Source organism: Azospirillum griseum (assembly GCF_003966125.1).
In the GTDB taxonomy this organism is placed as follows: domain Bacteria; phylum Pseudomonadota; class Alphaproteobacteria; order Azospirillales; family Azospirillaceae; genus Azospirillum; species Azospirillum griseum.
Genome location: NZ_RXMA01000019.1, coordinates 43,971 through 61,710, shown reverse-complemented (window position 1 = coordinate 61,710; position 17,740 = coordinate 43,971). Strand labels below are relative to the sequence as shown.

At 68.5% G+C, this 17,740-nt stretch carries 18 protein-coding genes and 1 tRNA gene; 17 read left to right on the top strand and 2 right to left on the bottom strand.

Going from position 1 to position 17,740, the window contains the following annotated elements; genetic code table 11:
• Positions 1-128 precede the first annotated feature (128 nt).
• Positions 129-218, bottom strand: a tRNA-Ser gene (locus EJ903_RS18160).
• Between the two features lie 207 nt (positions 219-425).
• On the opposite strand from EJ903_RS18160, the gene rplU reads away from it, so the two are divergent.
• The 5 genes from rplU (at position 426) to EJ903_RS18135 (ending at position 4,370) form a co-directional block, all read left to right on the top strand.
• Complete coding sequence (gene rplU, locus EJ903_RS18155) at positions 426-743, top strand: 50S ribosomal protein L21 (RefSeq protein ID WP_126618158.1); 318 nt, start codon at positions 426-428, stop codon at positions 741-743.
• Positions 744-779: 36 nt separating this feature from the next.
• Positions 780-1,067: a 50S ribosomal protein L27 gene (rpmA, locus tag EJ903_RS18150; RefSeq protein ID WP_126618070.1), complete on the top strand. Its 288-nt coding sequence runs from the start codon at positions 780-782 to the stop codon at positions 1,065-1,067.
• Positions 1,068-1,232: 165 nt separating this feature from the next.
• On the top strand, positions 1,233-2,588 hold the full coding sequence (gene obgE, locus EJ903_RS18145; RefSeq protein WP_126618068.1) for a GTPase ObgE: 1,356 nt from the start codon (positions 1,233-1,235) through the stop codon (positions 2,586-2,588).
• Entirely contained in the window at positions 2,578-3,717 is a 1,140-nt protein-coding gene (proB, locus tag EJ903_RS18140; protein WP_126618066.1) for a glutamate 5-kinase, read from the top strand. Before obgE ends, proB begins: the two co-directional genes overlap by 11 nt.
• Complete coding sequence (locus EJ903_RS18135; RefSeq protein ID WP_126618064.1) at positions 3,717-4,370, top strand: HAD family hydrolase; 654 nt, start codon at positions 3,717-3,719, stop codon at positions 4,368-4,370. The genes proB and EJ903_RS18135 overlap by 1 nt, the downstream gene beginning before the upstream one ends.
• A gap of 49 nt (positions 4,371-4,419) precedes the next feature.
• Here EJ903_RS18135 and EJ903_RS18130 read toward each other — a convergent pair whose 3' ends face one another.
• Positions 4,420-5,163, bottom strand: a complete 744-nt coding sequence (locus EJ903_RS18130) for a sulfite exporter TauE/SafE family protein (protein ID WP_126618062.1) — start codon at positions 5,161-5,163, stop codon at positions 4,420-4,422.
• A 184-nt stretch (positions 5,164-5,347) separates the two neighbouring features.
• On the opposite strand from EJ903_RS18130, the gene EJ903_RS18125 reads away from it, so the two are divergent.
• The 12 genes from EJ903_RS18125 (at position 5,348) to EJ903_RS18070 (ending at position 17,738) form a co-directional block, all read left to right on the top strand.
• On the top strand, positions 5,348-6,622 hold the full coding sequence (locus EJ903_RS18125; RefSeq protein ID WP_126618060.1) for a glutamate-5-semialdehyde dehydrogenase: 1,275 nt from the start codon (positions 5,348-5,350) through the stop codon (positions 6,620-6,622).
• A gap of 40 nt (positions 6,623-6,662) precedes the next feature.
• Positions 6,663-7,319, top strand: coding sequence for a nicotinate-nucleotide adenylyltransferase (locus EJ903_RS18120; RefSeq protein WP_246015722.1), 657 nt, complete (start codon positions 6,663-6,665; stop codon positions 7,317-7,319).
• Positions 7,320-7,323: 4 nt separating this feature from the next.
• A complete protein-coding gene (gene rsfS, locus EJ903_RS18115) occupies positions 7,324-7,761 on the top strand; it encodes a ribosome silencing factor (RefSeq protein ID WP_126618056.1) in 438 nt (145 codons plus the stop codon).
• Positions 7,762-7,791: 30 nt separating this feature from the next.
• Positions 7,792-8,250 carry a 23S rRNA (pseudouridine(1915)-N(3))-methyltransferase RlmH gene (gene rlmH, locus EJ903_RS18110; protein WP_126618054.1) on the top strand — a complete coding sequence of 153 codons (459 nt, stop codon included), beginning with the start codon at positions 7,792-7,794 and terminating at the stop codon, positions 8,248-8,250.
• A 76-nt stretch (positions 8,251-8,326) separates the two neighbouring features.
• Positions 8,327-9,901 (top strand): 2,3-bisphosphoglycerate-independent phosphoglycerate mutase, encoded by a 1,575-nt coding sequence (gene gpmI, locus EJ903_RS18105; RefSeq protein WP_126618052.1) that lies wholly within the window; start codon positions 8,327-8,329, stop codon positions 9,899-9,901.
• Positions 9,902-9,981: 80 nt separating this feature from the next.
• On the top strand, positions 9,982-11,391 hold the full coding sequence (locus EJ903_RS18100) for a murein hydrolase activator EnvC family protein (protein ID WP_246015721.1): 1,410 nt from the start codon (positions 9,982-9,984) through the stop codon (positions 11,389-11,391).
• Positions 11,392-12,786: a S41 family peptidase gene (locus tag EJ903_RS18095; RefSeq protein ID WP_126618048.1), complete on the top strand. Its 1,395-nt coding sequence runs from the start codon at positions 11,392-11,394 to the stop codon at positions 12,784-12,786. It begins immediately after the preceding gene.
• A gap of 21 nt (positions 12,787-12,807) precedes the next feature.
• Positions 12,808-14,031: a divergent polysaccharide deacetylase family protein gene (locus EJ903_RS18090; RefSeq protein ID WP_126618046.1), complete on the top strand. Its 1,224-nt coding sequence runs from the start codon at positions 12,808-12,810 to the stop codon at positions 14,029-14,031.
• 17 nt (positions 14,032-14,048) lie between these two features.
• The gene (locus EJ903_RS18085; protein ID WP_126618044.1) at positions 14,049-14,564 is read left to right on the top strand and encodes an RNA pyrophosphohydrolase; all 516 of its coding nucleotides are present in this window, start codon (positions 14,049-14,051) and stop codon (positions 14,562-14,564) included.
• A gap of 147 nt (positions 14,565-14,711) precedes the next feature.
• On the top strand, positions 14,712-15,023 hold the full coding sequence (locus tag EJ903_RS18080; protein ID WP_126618042.1) for an STAS domain-containing protein: 312 nt from the start codon (positions 14,712-14,714) through the stop codon (positions 15,021-15,023).
• Positions 15,008-15,385: a response regulator gene (locus EJ903_RS18075; protein ID WP_126618040.1), complete on the top strand. Its 378-nt coding sequence runs from the start codon at positions 15,008-15,010 to the stop codon at positions 15,383-15,385. The genes EJ903_RS18080 and EJ903_RS18075 overlap by 16 nt, the downstream gene beginning before the upstream one ends.
• Before the next feature lie 49 nt (positions 15,386-15,434).
• Entirely contained in the window at positions 15,435-17,738 is a 2,304-nt protein-coding gene (locus tag EJ903_RS18070) for a chemotaxis protein CheA (RefSeq protein WP_126618038.1), read from the top strand.
• Positions 17,739-17,740 lie beyond the last annotated feature (2 nt).

Sequence of the window (17,740 nt, the reverse complement as noted above, 5' to 3'; positions counted from 1 at the left end):
GGAAGGGAGCGCAAAGACCGCGCACAGCAAAAAGGCCACTCGAACGAGCGGCCTTGCTGAAACTCTGTGAACTGAGCGTTCTGTTTTCTTCGCAGATCGCCGTGGTCCGGCGTGTCAACTCTGCGATATGGCGGAGGGGGGGAGATTCGAACTCCCGATACCCTCACAGGTATGCCGCATTTCGAGTGCGGTGCAATCGACCACTCTGCCACCCCTCCGCGCCCCCGTTTCCGGGGTGGGCGGAACCTAATCAAACCGCCGGACCGGTGCAAGCCCTTTTTTGCAGAAAAATGCACGAAGACCGAACAGCAACCTGTTGACTCTCGGCATGGGCTGCGTATAGATCCCCGCTCCCATGAACGGGCTTGCGCATCGAACGGTGGGCGAGCAGCCCGCCGTTTGTTTTGATATAGGCAGTGACGACGATGTTTGCAGTGATCCGCACCGGCGGCAAGCAGTACAAGGTCGCCAATGGCGACGTGATCCGCGTTGAAAAGATCGAAGCCGAAGCTGGCGCTTCCATCACGCTCGATGACGTGCTGATGGTCGGCGACGTCGGCAACACGACGATTGGCACCCCGACCGTGGCAGGTGCCGCCGTGGTGGCCGAGGTGGTCGCTCAGGACCGTGGTCCGAAGATCATCGTCTTCAAGAAGAAGCGCCGCCAGAACTATCGCCGTAAGAACGGCCATCGCCAGGACCTGACCGTCCTGCGCATCACCGGGATCAACGGCGCGGCCTGATCGGGCCGACGTCGTTTCAGGACAGGAGTCAGATAAATGGCGCATAAAAAGGCAGGCGGCTCGTCCCGCAACGGTCGCGATTCCGCTGGTCGCCGTCTGGGCGTGAAGCGTTTCGGCGGCGAAGCCGTTGTGTCGGGCAACATCATTGTCCGTCAGCGCGGCACCAAGTTCCATCCGGGCGTGAACGTCGGCCTGGGCCGCGACCACACCCTGTTCGCGACCGCCAACGGCCACGTGTTCTTCAAGCACGCCGCCAACGGCCGCACCTATGTGTGCGTTGTCGAGCCGGCGAACGACTCGGTTCCGGCCGTCGCGGCTGAGTAACCAGAGCCTCTGTATCGGGGTCGTCGCACGGCCCATATAGCAGGCCCGTACGGTTGTGGGATAAAATCGGGGGACCGGGCGACCGGACCCCCGATTTTTTGTTTCTAGCCCCCTGTTTTTCTGTCTTTTCCGCCAACCGGGCGTTCCACCGGGCAAAGGTGCACGATGAAGTTTCTCGATCAGGCCAAGGTGTTTCTGAAGAGCGGTGACGGCGGCCCCGGTGCCGTGGCCTTCCGCCGCGAGAAGTTCATCGAGTTCGGCGGCCCGGACGGCGGCGACGGCGGGCGCGGCGGCGATGTGGTGATCGAGGCCGCCGAGGGCCTGAACACCCTGATCGACTACCGCTACAAACAGCATTTCAAGGCGCAGCGCGGCCATCACGGCATGGGCAGCAACCGCAACGGCGCGCGCGGGGCCGATGTGGTGCTGCGCGTCCCGGTCGGCACCCAGATTCTGGACGAGAATCAGGAAACCGTGCTGTGCGACCTGACCGAACCCGGCCAGCGCCGCGTGTTCCTGCGCGGGGGTGACGGCGGGGCGGGCAACGCCCATTTCAAGACGCCGACGAATCGCGCCCCGCGCAAGTTCCATCCCGGTTGGCCGGGGCAGGAGCAATGGGTGTGGCTGCGGTTGAAGCTGATCGCCGACGCCGGTCTGCTGGGCCTGCCCAACGCCGGGAAATCGACCTTCCTCGCCGCGACCACGGCGGCCAAGCCGAAGATCGCCGATTACCCCTTCACCACGCTGACCCCGAATCTGGGCGTCGTCCGCGCCGGTGACGAGGAGTTCGTGATCGCCGACATCCCCGGCCTGATCGAGGGCGCACACGAGGGCCACGGGCTGGGCGACCGCTTCCTGGGCCATGTCGAGCGCTCCCGCATCCTGCTGCACCTGATCGACGGGACCGCCGAGGACGTCGTCGCCTCCTACCGCACGATCCGCAACGAGCTGAACGCCTATGGCGGCAATCTGGCCGACAAGCTGGAGGTGATCGGGCTGAACAAGGCCGACGCCCTGCTCGACGAGGAGATCGAGGAGAAAAAGGCCGCACTGGAAGCCGAATCGGGGGCCGAGGTGATGATCCTGTCCGGGGCCACCGGCCAGGGCGTGCAGCAGGTGCTGTACCGTCTGCTCACCGTCATCAAGGAGTCGAAGGCGGAGGATCCCGACGTCATCCACGCCCCCGCCACCCGCTCCCTGCCCCGCCCGCCGGTTGGCCAGAAGCTGCCGGACGACGGCGAAATGCACTGGGACGACGAGATCGGCGAATGGGTCGGCGGCGACGACGCCGATGAGGCGTTCGACGACGAGGAACATGAGGGCGAGGAAGCCGCTCTGGCCGAGGACGAGCTTGAGGACGGCGAGCTTGAGGACGGCGACGACTCCGAATCGGACGAGACCGAATCGGAAGACGCGGAGTCGGATGAGGCCGACGACGAGGCCGAAGACAGCGAAGACGCCGAGGACCAGGACGGCGCGCCCCAGAAAGACACGAACGGAACCAAGCCCGATGTCGTCTGAGAATCCCACCCTGCTGTCGTCGCGCCGTCTGGTCGTCAAGATCGGCTCCGCGCTGCTGGTCGATGGTGAGACGCGGCAAATCCGCCGCGCCTGGCTCGACGCCCTGGCCGACGACGTCGCCGCCTGCCGCAAGCGCGGGCAGGAGGTGGTGATCGTCACCTCCGGGGCCGTGGCCTGCGGGCGCGAGCATCTCGGCCTTGTCGGGCGGGCGCTGAAGCTGGAGGAAAAGCAGGCGGCGGCGGCCACCGGGCAAATCCGCCTCGCCCACGCCTATCAGGAAACCTTGGCCCGCCATGACGTGACCGTGGCGCAGGTGCTGGTGACGCTGGAAGACACCGAGGAGCGGCGGCGGCACCTGAACGCCCGCAGCACCATCGACACCCTGCTGAAGCTGGGCGCGGTCCCGGTCATCAACGAAAACGACACCGTCGCCACCGCCGAAATCCGCTTTGGCGACAATGACCGCCTCGCCGCCCGCGTGGCCCAGATGATCAGCGCCGACACGCTGATTCTGCTGTCGGACATCGACGGTCTTTACACCGCCGACCCGCGCAAGGATCCCGACGCCACCCACATCCCGACGGTGCGCGAACTGACCCCCGACATCGAGGGCATGGCGGGCGAACCGCCCCCCGGCTACAGCAGCGGCGGCATGGTGACGAAGATCGCGGCGGCGCGCGTCGCCCTGTCGGCCGGGTGCCGTATGGTCATCGCCAAGGGCAAGCGCCAGAACCCGCTGGCGGCGCTGGAACAGCGCCCGGAGGAAGGCGGCGCGCTGTGCACCTGGTTCCTGCCGCAGGCCGAACCGTCGAGCGCGCGCAAGGCCTGGATCGCCGGGCATGTGAACACCGGCGGCGTGCTGACGGTCGATGACGGCGCGTTGCGCGCGCTGTCCAACGGGGCCAGCCTGCTGCCCGCCGGTGTCATCGACGTGGCCGGGGATTTCGAACGCGGCGACGTCGTCATCGTCCGCACCCGCGAGGGGCGCGAGGTGGCGCGCGGTCTGGCCGCCTACTCCGCCGCCAACGCCCGCCGCATCGCCGGGCGCAAAAGCCACGAGATCGAAGAGTTGCTGGGCTACCGCGACCGCGACGAGATCATCCACCGCGACGATCTGGTGGTGCGCTGATGCGCCGCCCGCCCGTCCGCGCCGTTCTGTGGGACATCGACGGCACGCTGATGGACAGCGAGCCGTGGCACAAGCGCGCCATCGTCGATGTCTGCCGGGGCTATGGCCATGACCTGACGGAGGCGCAATGCGCGTCGCTGGTCGGCGTGTCCTTCCGCGAGCTGTGCACCCAACTGAACGCCGCCCGGCCGCTTCCGGTCACGGTCGATCAGTGCCTGGACGAGATCAACGCGCTCTACCTGACGCGGGTGGCGCAGGTCCAGCCGCGTCCGGGAGCCTTCGCGCTGGTCGAATCCTTTGCCGCGCGCGGCTTGCATCAGGCCTGCGTGTCCAACAGCGGGCGCGAGGTGGTGGACGCCCACATGGTGGCGATGGCCCTGCCCCATTTCCGTTTCAGCATCAGCCGCAACGATGTCGCCAACGGCAAACCGCACCCGGAACCCTATCTGACCGCCGCCGCCAAGCTGGGCCTGCCGCCCGAGGCCTGCGCGGTGATCGAAGACAGCCCGACCGGTGCCCGCAGCGCCGCCGCCGCCGGGATGCTGACCATCGCCTGGCCGCAGGATCCCGGCATCGTCTTCGACGCCGTCGATCATCTGGTCGAGGATCCGGGCGCGCTGGATTGGGACCGGCTGTGCGGGGCGCGCGCCTGACGGCGCGGCCCTCGCGGCGCTCAGACTGTCCTGTTCAGCTCTGTACCAATCAGGCTTTCACCAGAAAGAAATAGACCGTCATCGCCACGCCGACGGCGATGACGAATTTGCGCAGGATCGGCGGCGGGATGCGGCGGGCGATGGACGCCCCGGCGTAACCACCGGCCACCGCCGCCACCAGCATGATCAGCGCCTCGGTCCAATAAACGGCCCCGCCGAAGACGAAGGCGATGACCGCCACGGCGTTCAGGCAGCCCGACACCAGGGTTTTCAGCCCGTTCATCGCGTGCAGATCGGTCAGACCGAACACGCCCAGCGTCGCCAAAATCAGAATGCCGATGCCGCCGCCGAAATAGCCGCCATAGACGGCGATGAAGAACTGCGTCACCAGGACCGAGCTGTAACCGACCGTCACCGTCCGCCGGATCCAGGCCGACACCTTCGGCCCGAAGGCGAACAGCACGGTGGCGAACAGCAGCAGCCACGGAACGATGGCTTCGAAGGTGCGTTCGGGCGTCCACAGCAGGGCCAACGCGCCGATCAGCCCGCCGATCAGGCTGACACCCAGGAAGGAGGGCAAATGCACCTCCTTGATCTTGCCCAACTCCCGCCGATAGCCGTAGGCGCTGGCCAGCGCGCCGGGGGCGACGGCCACCGTGCTGGTGGCGTTGGCGTTGAGCGGCGGCACGCCCGCCAGGATCAGCGCCGGAAAGGTCAGAAAGCTGCCGCCACCGGCCACGGCGTTCAAGGCACCGGCGAAAAAGGCGGACACGATCAGCAGCAGCGTGAGCATCGGCAACCATCCGGTCGTTGACGGAAAACGGCCCCGACTATGCCCCGCGCCCACGAAAACCGCGCATTGCGTTTTCGGCGGGTCGGCTGCGCACGCCCTCCGTGCGGCTTTCGTCGGGGCGCGGCTTTGGTTTAAGGTCGGTGTCCCCCGTCAGAGGGATTCCCTTTTCTGGAAAGAAAGCGCCATGTCCGCCTTGCTCGACACCGCCGATGCCCTGCACGACCAGATGCTTGCCCTTGGCCGCGCCGCCCGCGCCGCCTCGGTCTCGCTGGCGGCCGCGCCAGGACCGGACAAGGATCGGGCCTTGCGGGCGGCGGCGGCGGCCATCCGCGCCAACAAGGCGGCGATCCAGGCCGCCAACGACGCCGATCTGGCCAACGCGGGCGATCTGTCCGGCCCCCTGCGCGAACGGCTGACGCTGAACGATGAGCGGATCGAGGCGATGGCCAAGGGTCTGGAGGACATCGCCGATTTCCCCGATCCCATCGGCGGCGTGCTGGCCGACTGGACCCGGCCCAACGGGCTGAACATCCAGCGCGTGCGCGTGCCGCTGGGCGTGATCGGCATCATCTATGAAAGCCGCCCCAACGTGACCGCCGACGCCGGGGGCCTGTGCCTGAAATCCGGCAACGCCGCCATCCTGCGCGGCGGATCGGAAAGCGTCCAATCCTCCCGCGCCATCGCCGCCTGCCTGGCCGAAGGGCTGCGCGCGGCGGGCCTGCCGGAGGACGCGATCCAACTGGTCCCCACCACCGACCGGGCGGCGGTCGGCCACATGCTGCGGATGCGCGAGTTCATCGACGTCATCATCCCGCGCGGCGGCAAATCGCTGATCCAGCGCATCGCCGACGAAAGCCGGGTCCCGGTCATCAAGCATCTGGACGGCAATTGCCACGTCTATGTCCACGCCGGGGCCGATCTGGACAAGGCGCGCAAGGTGGTGCTGAACGCCAAGATGCGCCGGACCTCCATCTGCGGGGCGGCGGAAACGCTGCTGGTCGACCGCGCCATCGCCGACACCGCCCTCGCCCCGCTCGTCACCGATCTGCTGAACGCCGGGTGCGCCGTGCGCGGCGACGCCGCCACCCAGGCGGTCGATCCGCGCGTGACCCCGGTGGACGCGGCGGATTGGGACACCGAATATCTCGACGCCATCATCGCCTGCGGCGTGGTGGACGGGGTGGACGCCGCCATCGACCACATCAACCGCCACGGCTCCCACCACACCGACTCGATCGTCACAGAGGATGCGGCGGCGGCCGAACGCTTCCTCCAACGGATCGACAGCGGCATCGTGCTGTGGAACGCCTCCACCCAGTTCGCCGACGGCGGGCAGTTCGGCATGGGGGCGGAGATCGGCATCTCGACCGACAAGTTCCACGCCCGTGGCCCGGTGGGGGCGGAGCAGCTCACCAGCTACAAATACGTCGTGCGCGGCAATGGCCAGACCCGGCCCTGACCCGGACGCGGGAAAGACCCTCTCCCCCCCGGGGAGAGGGTTGGGTGAGGGGGCACCCGCAAGACCGCCCAGGGGCGGGCCGCACCCCTTCTCCGGCCCGCGTTACGCCGGGTTGACCATCGGGCTGCTCGGCGGCTCCTTCAACCCGGCCCATGACGGGCATCGGGACATCAGCCTGTACGCGCTGAAGACGCTGGGGCTGGATCGGGTGTGGTGGCTGGTCAGCCCGCAGAATCCGCTGAAGGCGCAGGCGGGCATGGCCCCGCTGCCCGAACGGCTGGCCGAAGCCTGGACCGTGGCCGCCCACCCCCGCATCGAGGTGACGGCGATCGAGACCGCGCTGAAGACCCGCTTCACCGCCGACACGCTGGCCGCCCTGATCCGGAAATTCCCCAAAACCCGCTTTGTTTGGCTGATGGGGGCGGACAATTTGCGGCAAATCCCCCGTTGGCGGGCCTGGACGCGAATCTTCGAGTCGGTCCCCGTTGCGGTTTTCGCCCGTCCGACCTATTGTCTGAATGCGTTGAGCGGCCAGGCCGCCCAGCGTTACAGGCGTCGGCGGGTGTCCGTTTGCGGGGTGAAGGGGCTGGCGCGCCAAAAGCGGCCGGCCTGGGCGTTCTTGCGCAACCCCCTCAATCCGGCCTCGGCGACGGCGATCCGGCACGCACGCGCCACCCGGATCGCGCATCCGTCGTGACACGTTGCAAGAGGTTACAGCCATCACCACGCACACCGAAACGGCCGCGTCCGCTGCGCAGCCGGTCGCCGTTCCCCTGATCCCGGAAGTCCAGGATCTGAAGGCGCTCATCGAACAGGCCCTTGACGAGGATCAGGCCGACGGCGTCACCGTCATCGATCTCGCCGGGAAGGCCACCTTCGCGGATTACATGATCGTCGCCTCGGGCCGCAACACGCGGCACGTCGGGGCCATGGCCACCAAGCTGACCGAAAAGCTGAAGCAGGCCGGGTTCCGTTACGTCGAAACCGAAGGCATGGAACAGTGCGATTGGGTGCTGGTCGATGCCGGTGACATCATCGTCCATCTGTTCAAGCCGGAAGTCCGGACCTTCTACAACATCGAAAAGATGTGGGGGGCCGAGATGCCGGCACCGACCGACCCGGCGCGTTTGAGCGCCTGACGGTCCACGGGGCGGAGGGGCATCAGCGTCATGCGATTGTGGCTCGCCGCCGTCGGTCGGTCGCGGGGGGGACCCGCCCGCGACCTGTTCGACGAGTATGTCGGACGCCTGAGCTGGCCCTTCACCCTGCGCGAGGTCGAGGTGAAAAAACGCCTGACCTCCGACGAGTTGAAACGGCAGGAGGCCGACCTGCTGCTGGCCGCGATCCCCGCCGGGGCGGTGGTGGTCGCGCTGGACGAGCGCGGCAAGGCCCTGCCGAGCGAAGCCTTCGCCGCCAAGCTGGGCGACTGGCGCGACCGGGGAACCGGCGACCTCGCCTTTCTGATCGGCGGGGCCGATGGCCATGGCGACGCCGTGCGGGCGCGCGCCGATTTCCTGATGGCCTTCGGCCCGATGACCTGGCCCCACATGCTGGTGCGCGGCATGCTGGCCGAACAGATTTACCGGGCGCAGCAGATTTTGGCCGGGCACCCCTATCACCGAGTCTGATCCCCCGAACACCCCAACCCGAACCCACCCGAACCCACGGTTCCTGACCCCCATCCGTCCGCAAGAGGCACCCGCGATGACCGATCCGCAGCGTCCCGCCCACACCCCGAAGCCCGTCGTCCTGTGCATTCTGGACGGCTGGGGGTATCGCGAGGAACAGGCCGACAACGCCATCGCGCTGGGCGACACGCCCAATTGGGATCGGCTGTGGGCGGACGAACCCACGGCACTCCTCGACGCCAGCGAGGAGGAGGTCGGCCTGCCCAAGGGCCAGATGGGCAATTCCGAGGTCGGTCACATGAATCTCGGGGCCGGGCGCATCGTCATGCAGGATCTGGTCATGATCGACCACGCCATCCTGAACGGCGATCTGGAGCGCAACCAGGCGCTCTATGATCTGGTCAAGACCCTGACCAAGACCGGCGGCACCTGCCACCTGATGGGGCTGCTGTCGCCGGGCGGGGTGCATTCGCATCAGGAGCACATGGCCGCTCTGGCCGCGATCCTGGCGCGCGAAGGCGTGCCGGTGGCCATCCACGCCTTCACCGACGGGCGCGACGTGCCGCCGCAAAGCGCCAAGGATCAGGTTGCGGAGTTCATGGCCGACGTGTTCGAGCTGCCGGGCGTGGAGATCGCCACGGTGATCGGGCGTTACTACGCGATGGACCGCGACAAGCGGTGGGACCGCGTGGCCAAGGCCTTCGCCGCCATGACCCAGGGCGTGGGCGAACGCGCCGCCGACCCGATCCAGGCGATCGAACAGAGCTACGCCACCGGCAAGCACGACGAATTCATCCTGCCGACCATCATCGGCGACTACAGCGGCATGAAGGACGGCGACGCCATCCTGATGGCGAATTTCCGCGCCGACCGCGCCCGCGAGATCCTGAGCGCCTATGTCGAGCCGGGCTTTGACGGGTTCGAACGCGGCGCGCAACCGGCGCTGTCGGCCATTGTCGGCATGGTCGAATACTCCAACGCGCTGGCCCAGCGCATGACCACCCTGTTCCCGCCGAAATCCCTGACCAAGGTGCTGGGCGAGGTGGTGAGCGACGCCGGGATGAAGCAACTCCGCATCGCCGAAACGGAGAAGTATCCGCACGTCACCTTCTTCTTCAACGGCGGGGAGGAGCGCGTCTACCCCGGCGAGGACCGCATCCTGGTCCCGTCGCCGAAGGTCGCGACCTATGATCTTCAGCCGGAAATGTCGGCGGCCGAAGTCACCGACAAGCTGGAAGCCGCCATCGACGCCGGGACCTACGACCTGATCGTCGTCAACTACGCCAACCCCGACATGGTCGGCCATTCGGGCATGCTCGACGCCGCGATCAAGGCCGTCCACGCGGTGGACACCAGCATCGGCCGCCTGGAGGCCGCCGTGCGGCGCCAGGGCGGGACCATGCTGATCACCGCCGACCATGGCAATTGCGAGCTGATGAAGGACCCGGACAACGGCGGCCCGCACACCGCCCACACGCTGGACAAGGTGCCGCTGGTGCTGGTCAACGGCCCGGCGGGGGCGCGGCTGGACAACGGCCGCCTCGCCGACATCGCGCCGACCCTGCTCGACCTCATCGGCCTGCCGCAGCCCGAGGAAATGACCGGCCGCAACCTGCTGACCCGCGACGCCGCCCGCGCAGCGGCCGAATAAGCGGTCCAGCGATGGCATCACCGCCCCCCTCTCCCCCCCGTTTCCCTTCTCCCCGCCGGGGAGAGGGTCGGGGTGAGGGGGTGCCGGGTGCCGGACCGTCCTCGGCCCGATTCGTCGTCGTTGCCCTCCTCACGCTCTCCACCCCCGCCATCGCCCAGACCGACCCCCACCCCGACGCCGCCGGGCAGGCGTTGAAGCGGGTGGAGCAGGAACTCCAAAACGACCGCAACCGCCAGCGCCAGTTGGACCGCCAGTCGCAGACGCTCGACAAGGAGCTGAACGAGCTGCGCGGCCAGGTGATCGGGCTGGCCGATCAGGCCCGTGTGCAGGAACGCGGCCTCGACGAGCTGGAAGGCACGCTGGCCGCGCTGGAGGCCGAGGAGCAGCGCCGCACCGCCGCGCTGGACAGCGAACGCGCCCAGATCGCCGGGCTGCTGGCCGCGCTGCAACGGCTGGCGCGGGTCCCGCCGGAAGCCGCCCTGATCCGGCCGGAGGGGCCGGTGGACACGCTGCGCTCCGCCCTGCTGCTGCGCGACACCGTGCCCGCCCTGCGCGCCCGCGCCGACGCGCTGCTCGCCGCCCTGACCGGGCTGGCCGAGACCCGCGAATCGCTGGTCGCCCAACGGGCCAAGGCGCTGGCCGCGCGCAAGGCGCTGGCCGAGAAGCAGGCCGACATCAGCCGTCTGGTCAGCCGCCGCGAGGAGCTGTCCCGCCAGACCGACGCCGAACGGCAGCAGCTGGCCCAGCACATGGGGCAATTGTCCGGCCAGGCCAGCGACCTGCGCCAATTGATGGACCGGATCGAAAGCGAACGCCGCGCCGCCGCCGAGACCGCCGCCAAGCGCGAGGCCGAACGCCGGGACAGCGAACGGAAAGAGGCGGAAAAGCGACAGGCCGAACAGCGCGAGGCCGAACGCCGACTCGCCGCCCAGAAGGAGGCGGAGCGCAAGGAGGCCGAACGCAAGCTGGCCGAGCTGCGCGCCGCCGAACAGAAGGCCGCCGCCCAGAAAGCCGCCGAGGAGCAGCGCGCCAAGGACGAGGCCGCCCGCGCCGCCGCCGAACTGGCGCTGGCGAAGAAGGCCCCCAGCGGCCCGCCCAGCGTGGCGGGCATGCCGACCCCGGTCGGCGGCAAGCTGACCACCCGATTCGGCGAGACCGACCGATTCGGCGCGACCAGCCGGGGCGTGACCATCCAGACCCGCGCGGCGGCCACCGTGGTCGCCCCGCAAGGCGGGTCCGTGGTGTATGCTGGGCCGTTCAAAGGCTATGGCCTTATTTTGATCGTTGAACACAGCGGCGGATATCATAGTCTCATTGCGGGTTTGGGCCGGATCGACACGGCGGTCGGCAAGACGGTGGCGGCGGGGGAACCCATCGCGGTCATGCCGGGCGACGGAGCGCCGGACCTCTATTTCGAACTGCGGCGCAATGGTCAGCCGATCAATCCGCAGCGCGGGTTCGGCACCCCAGAGGGAAAAGGACGCGGGTAGATGAGGATGTTGAAGCGAGCCGCAACGGCGGCGGCCCTGGTGTTTCTCGGCGCTGGGGTTGCCACCGTCACCGCCCAATCCAGCAACACGTCGGAGACCTACCGGCAACTGAACCTGTTCGGCGACGTGTTCGAGCGCGTGCGCGCCGAATATGTGGAAAAGGTCACGGACGAGCAGCTGGTCGAGGCGGCGATCAACGGGATGCTGACCTCCCTGGATCCGCACTCCAGCTACCTGAACAAAAAGAATTACCAGGATATGCAGGTCCAGACCCGGGGCGAGTTCGGCGGGTTGGGGATCGAGGTGACGATGGAAAACGGCCTGGTCAAGGTCGTCTCGCCCATCGACGACACCCCGGCCTTCCGCGCCGGCCTGCAACCGGGCGACCTGATCGTCCAGTTGAACGGCGAAGCGGTGATGGGCCTGACCCTGAACGAGGCCGTTGAAAAGATGCGCGGCCCGGTGGGCAGCGAGCTGAAGATCACCGTCCGCCGGGGCGACGTCGGCGAACCGTTCGAGGTGTCGCTGACCCGCGCGGTGGTCAAGGTGCAGTCCGTCCGCCACAGGGTGGAGGGCGAGATCGGCTATGTCCGCATCACCAGCTTCAACGAACAGACCCAGGTCGGCCTGGAAAAGGCCATCGCGGCGATCCAGCAGCAGTTGGGCGACAAGCTGCGCGGCTTCGTGCTCGACCTGCGCAACAACCCCGGCGGGCTGCTCGATCAGGCGGTGTCGGTGTCCGACAGCTTCCTGGACAAGGGGGAAATCGTCTCCACCCGTGGCCGCAAGTCCGAAGAGGGGACCCGCTTCAACGCCAAGCCGGGCGACCTCATCAAGGGGCTGCCGCTGGTCGTGCTGATCAACGGCGGGTCGGCCTCCGCCTCGGAAATCGTCGCCGGTGCGTTGCAGGACCACAAGCGCGCGATCATCATGGGGACGCAATCCTTCGGCAAGGGATCGGTCCAGACCATCATCCCGCTGCCCGGCCATGGGGCGATGCGCCTGACCACGGCGCGCTATTACACGCCGTCAGGCCGCTCGATCCAGCAATTGGGCATCACCCCCGACATCGAGGTGCACGTCGCCAAGGTGGAGGATCTGGAGGGCAACGTCGCCCGCCGCCGCGAGGCCGATCTGAAAGGCTCGCTGCGCAACACCGACCCGGCCAACCAGAACCGTCCGGGTGCCAAGCCGCCCGCCGCCGGGGCGGCCAACAGCGCCACCCCGCCCGCAGCCCCCACCCCGGCCCCCACCCCGGCCAACGCCCCCGCCGACCCCGACGCCCCGGCTCCGGCGGCTCCGGGTGCGGCCCCGCCGTTCGACAACCAGTTGACCCGCGCGCTCGACCTGTTGCGCGGTGTCGCGCTGTTCCAATCGCGCGCCGCCGGGCGCTGACCGGATCGGGAGCACGACGCGGTGAAAGCGCCAGCGTTTCTTGGGCGCCTGAAATTCGATGTCCGGGGTCTGCGCCCCGGCGTCGGGTTCCTGGCCCGCCTTCGCCGCAAGATGAACCCGCACGCCGATTTCGGCGATGAGGATGACAAGCCGCGCCGCCCACCGCCCAAACTGCTGTTGGGGGCGATCGGCGGTGTGGTGCTGGTCGTGGGCGGTCTGGTCGGCTGGCTGGCCCTGAACGCCGAGGGAACCACCCAGGCGTGGGAAGCGGCGTCGCCGAAACTCAGCCTCGCGGTGGCCCCGCCCCCCGCCCCGCCGCCGCCCAAAGCGCCGCAACCGGCCGCCACGCCGCCCGCCGCACCAACCCCGGCCACGCCAGCACCGGCGCAACCGCCCACCACCGCCGCGCCGCTCGCCCTGCCGGAGGCCACCGCCAACGTCACCCTGACCCCGGCCCCGGTCCCGGGCATGGTCGAGGACAGCCGCAACGGCCCGCTGCCGAAGGTGGCGGAGGATGGGCGCAAGCCCTGGCAGGTTTACGCCCGCCCCTTCCCCGCCGCCGACAAGCGTCCGCGTGTGGCCATCGTCATGGCCGACATGGGCATCAGCGGCGTGACCACCGGCAACGCGCTGGCCAAGCTGCCCCCCGCCGTGACGCTCGCCTTCGTCCCCTATGCCGAACGGCTGGACAATTGGGTGGAACGCGCGCGGACCAAGGGGCACGAGGTGATGCTGGCCGTGCCGATGGAGCCGCAGAATTACCCGCGCGACGATCCCGGCCCCAACGCCCTGCTGACCATGCTCGGCCCCGACCGCAACATGGAGCGGCTGGAATGGTCGCTGGGGAAGGTCGTCGGCTATGTCGGCATCACCAGCACCACCGGCAGCAAATTCACCGCCAACCAGGCCGCCGTCCAGCCGATGATCGACGCGCTGAAGGCGCGCGGCCTGCTGTTCGTCGACGCCCGCGCCAACCCCAAGAGCGTGGCCGGGCCGCTGGCGATGCTGGCCGGGGTCCCGCGCGCGCTGGCCGACCGCACCATCGACCGCGACCTGTCGCGCGGGGCCATCGACGACCAGCTGCGCGAGCTGGAAGGGCTGGCCAAGGCCAACGGGGCCGCCGTGGGCATGGCCTCCCCCTACCCGACCACGATCGAACGGATCGCCCTGTGGATGACCTCGCTGAACGACCGGGGGGTGGTGCTGGCCCCGGTGTCGGCGGTGGTCAACATCCAGAAGCAATGACGAAAGCGCCGTCCGCCATGTCCAAACACGACAAGACCAAGGCTCCCAAGCCCATCGACCGCGACTCGCTGCCCTACCGCCCCTGCGTCGGCATCATGCTGCTGAACGACCGGGGGGAGGTGTTCGTCGCCCGCCGCACCGGGTCGGAGGCCGACTGGCAAATGCCCCAGGGCGGCATCGACGACGGCGAGGACGCCCGCAGCGCCGCCTTCCGCGAGCTGGAGGAGGAGATCGGCACCGCCAAGGCCGAGTTCCTCGCCCTATCCGCCACCCCGCACCGCTACGACCTGCCCGACGATCTGCTGGGTCGGGTGTGGAAGGGGCGTTGGCGCGGGCAGGAGCAGACCTGGATGGCCGCCCGTTTCACCGGGACCGAGGCCGACATACGGCTCGACACCGACCACCCCGAATTCGACGCCTGGAAATGGATCGACGCGGAGGAGTTGCCGGGCCTGATCGTCGCCTTCAAACGCCATGTGTACGAAGCGGTCCTGGCCGAATTCCGCCCCCTCATCGCCCGGTTGAAAGGCTGACTCCCGATTCGCGGCACATCCCTCGCCGCTGCCCGTCGAAAAGGATTGCGGTTGCTCCTAAGTTCTAGGACCCTGCGCAACGTGGCAATGATTTTGGCTTAACACATCCGTGTGGCCGAACGCAGGGCAGCGAAGGGAAAGCGGGGCATGACTCTGATCAAATGGAGCGAAGAGGCCGGGCGCGTCCGCCTGACCCTGCCCAGCGACCTGGATCTGCCAATGGCGCAACCGCTGCTCGACAGCCTGCGCGCCGCCTTCGCCGCCGCCAACGACGTGACGGTGCAGGCCGACGCGGTGGAGCGCGTCAGCGCGGCCACCGTGCAGACCCTGGTGGTGGCCGCCCGCGACAGCGCCGCGCGCGGGGCCGTCTTTGCCATCGCCACCCCGTCGGACAGCCTGAGCGAAGCGTGTGAGGATTTGGGCCTTCAGGATTGGCTGAAGCAATGGAGCCGCGCGTGAAAAAGAAGGTTTTGACCGTCGATGATTCCCGCACCATGCGCGACATGGTGTCCTTCACCCTGCGCGGGGCCGGCTACGAGGTGGTGGAGGCCGCCGACGGACAGGCGGCGATGACCGCCATCGCCGCGTCCAAGGTCGATCTGGTCATCACCGACCTGAACATGCCGGTGATGGATGGCCTGACCCTGATCCGCAAGCTGCGCGCCATCCCGGCCCACCGCAGCCTGCCGATCCTGATGCTGACCACCGAAGCCGACGATTCGAAAAAGGCGGAGGGGCGGGCCGCCGGGGCAACCGGCTGGATCGTGAAGCCGTTCAACCCGGACAAACTGATTTCCGTCGTGCAGAAGGTCTGCGGCTGACCCCGCCGGGTCGGCACCCGCAAACCGCGCACGGGCAAGGAGAGCGATCGTGGACGATCTGAGCCGGTTCAAGCAGACCTATTTCGACGAGAGCGCCGAACTGATGGCGGTCGCCGAGGCCGGGCTGCTGCGGCTGTCCCCCGGCGACGTCGACATGGACGAGGTGAACGCGATCTTCCGCGCCGTCCATTCGATCAAGGGCGGAGCCGGGGCCTTCGGCTTTTCCGAACTGGTCGCCTTCTCCCACGAATTCGAAACGGTGATGGACGAGCTGCGCAACGGCGCGATCCCCGTCACCACCGACCTGATCGACACGCTGATCCGCGCCAACGACCTGTTGGGCCAGTTGCTGGGCTGCGCCGGGGACGAGATCGATCCGCCGCCCGGCCTGACCGACGACACCGTCGCCGCCCTGCGCCACGCCCTTGCGGCGAATCGCACCGGCGACCCGCCGCAGCCGGTGGCCGAATCGGCGGCTCCCCCCGCCAGCGCGACGCCGGACGATGAGGATGACGAGGCCGGAATCTTCGGCGACGCGCTGGCCGCGATCCACGCCGCCCGCGCCGACGACGACCCGCCCGGCACCGGTTCGGGCACCGCCGACCGCGTGCGCTGGACCATCCGTTTCCGCCCCAAAAGCGACCTGCTGCTGTCGGGCAACGAACCGGCCTACATGCTGCGCGCCCTGCGCCGTTTGGGCGAGGCGGACATCCACTGCCATCTGGACGACCTGCCCGCACTGGCCGATCTGGACGCCGAGCTGCTGCATCTGTCCTGGACCATCACCCTGACCGCCGACGCATCGGTCGGGCGCGACCGGATCGACGACGTGTTCGAGTTCGTCGCCGACGATTGCGACCTCCAGATCAGCGCCGATGCCCCGCTGCCCGCCGTCGTGGAACCGTCGGCCCCCGCCGCCAGCGCTGCCCCGCCGCCGCCCGCCCGCACCGAACCGTCGGCGGTCCCCGGCCCACCCGCCGCACAAACCACAACCACACCAGCCACCACATCACCGGCCACCGCCAAAAGCGACGGCGCGAAAACGGATGGCCCGGCCAAGCCGCGCAGCGGCAACAGCGGCGGCGATCATGGCGGTCTGACCACCCACACCATCCGCGTCGATCTCGACAAGATCGACCGGCTGGTGAACATGGTTGGCGAGATGGTCATCACGCAGGCGATGATCGCCGAGCATCTGCGCGATCTGCCCCCCGGCCAGTTCCAGGAGTTGCAGGAGGGGTTGGAGCAGCTGGCCCAGCACACCCGCGAACTGCGCGAAAGCGTGATGTCGATTCGCGCGCAACCGGTGTCGAGCGTCTTTTCGCGGATGCCGCGCCTGGTGCGCGAATGCGCCACGATGACCGGCAAGGAGGTGCTGCTCGCCACCTCCGGCGAAAACACCGAGGTGGACAAGACGGTGGTGGAGAACCTCGTCGATCCGCTGACCCACATGATCCGCAACTCCATCGACCACGGGCTGGAAGGGCCGGAGGAGCGCGAACGCATCGGCAAGCCGCGCGCCGGAACCGTCCATCTGTCGGCGCAGCACCGCTCCGGCCGCATCGTCATCGAGGTGACGGACGACGGGCGCGGCATCAACCGCGCCAAGGTGCTGTCCAAGGCCATCGAAAAGGGGCTGGTCCAACCCGGTGCCAGCCTGACCGACGAGGAGATCGACAATCTGATCTTCCTGCCGGGCTTCTCCACCGCCGATCAGGTGTCGAACCTGTCCGGGCGCGGCGTCGGCATGGATGTGGTGCGCCGCAACATCTCGGCGCTGGGCGGGCGCATCGGCGTCTATTCCACGCCGGGCGAAGGCTCCCGCTTCGTCTTGTCGCTGCCGCTGACGCTGGCGGTGCTGGACGGCATGGTCATTTCGGTGGGAGAGGAACGGTTCGTCCTGCCGCTGACCAACATCGTGGAAAGCCTGCGCCCCAAACCCGTCGATCTGCACGGGCTGGTCAACAAATGCGACGTGATGATGGCGCGCGGCGAGTATGTGCGGCTGGTCTATCTCCACCGCCTGTTCGGCATCCCCAAGGCGGTGGACGACGCCACCCGTGGGCTGGTCGTGCTGGTGGAGACGGAGGACGGATCGCGGCTGGGGCTGGTGGTGGACGAGGTGCTGGGCCAGCAGCAGGTCGTCATCAAAAGCCTGGAATCGAACTTCCGCCGCCTGGACGGCGTGGCCGCCGCCACCATCCTGGGCGACGGGCGGGTCGCCCTGATCCTGGACGTCGCGGGCCTGCGCGAGATGAGCCGCCACAGCGGCGACAGCGACCGCGCCCGCCCAACCGCCACCCCCACTCCGGCGCTGGCCGGTCCCTCCCCGCGTCAACGCCAAACGGTCTGAGG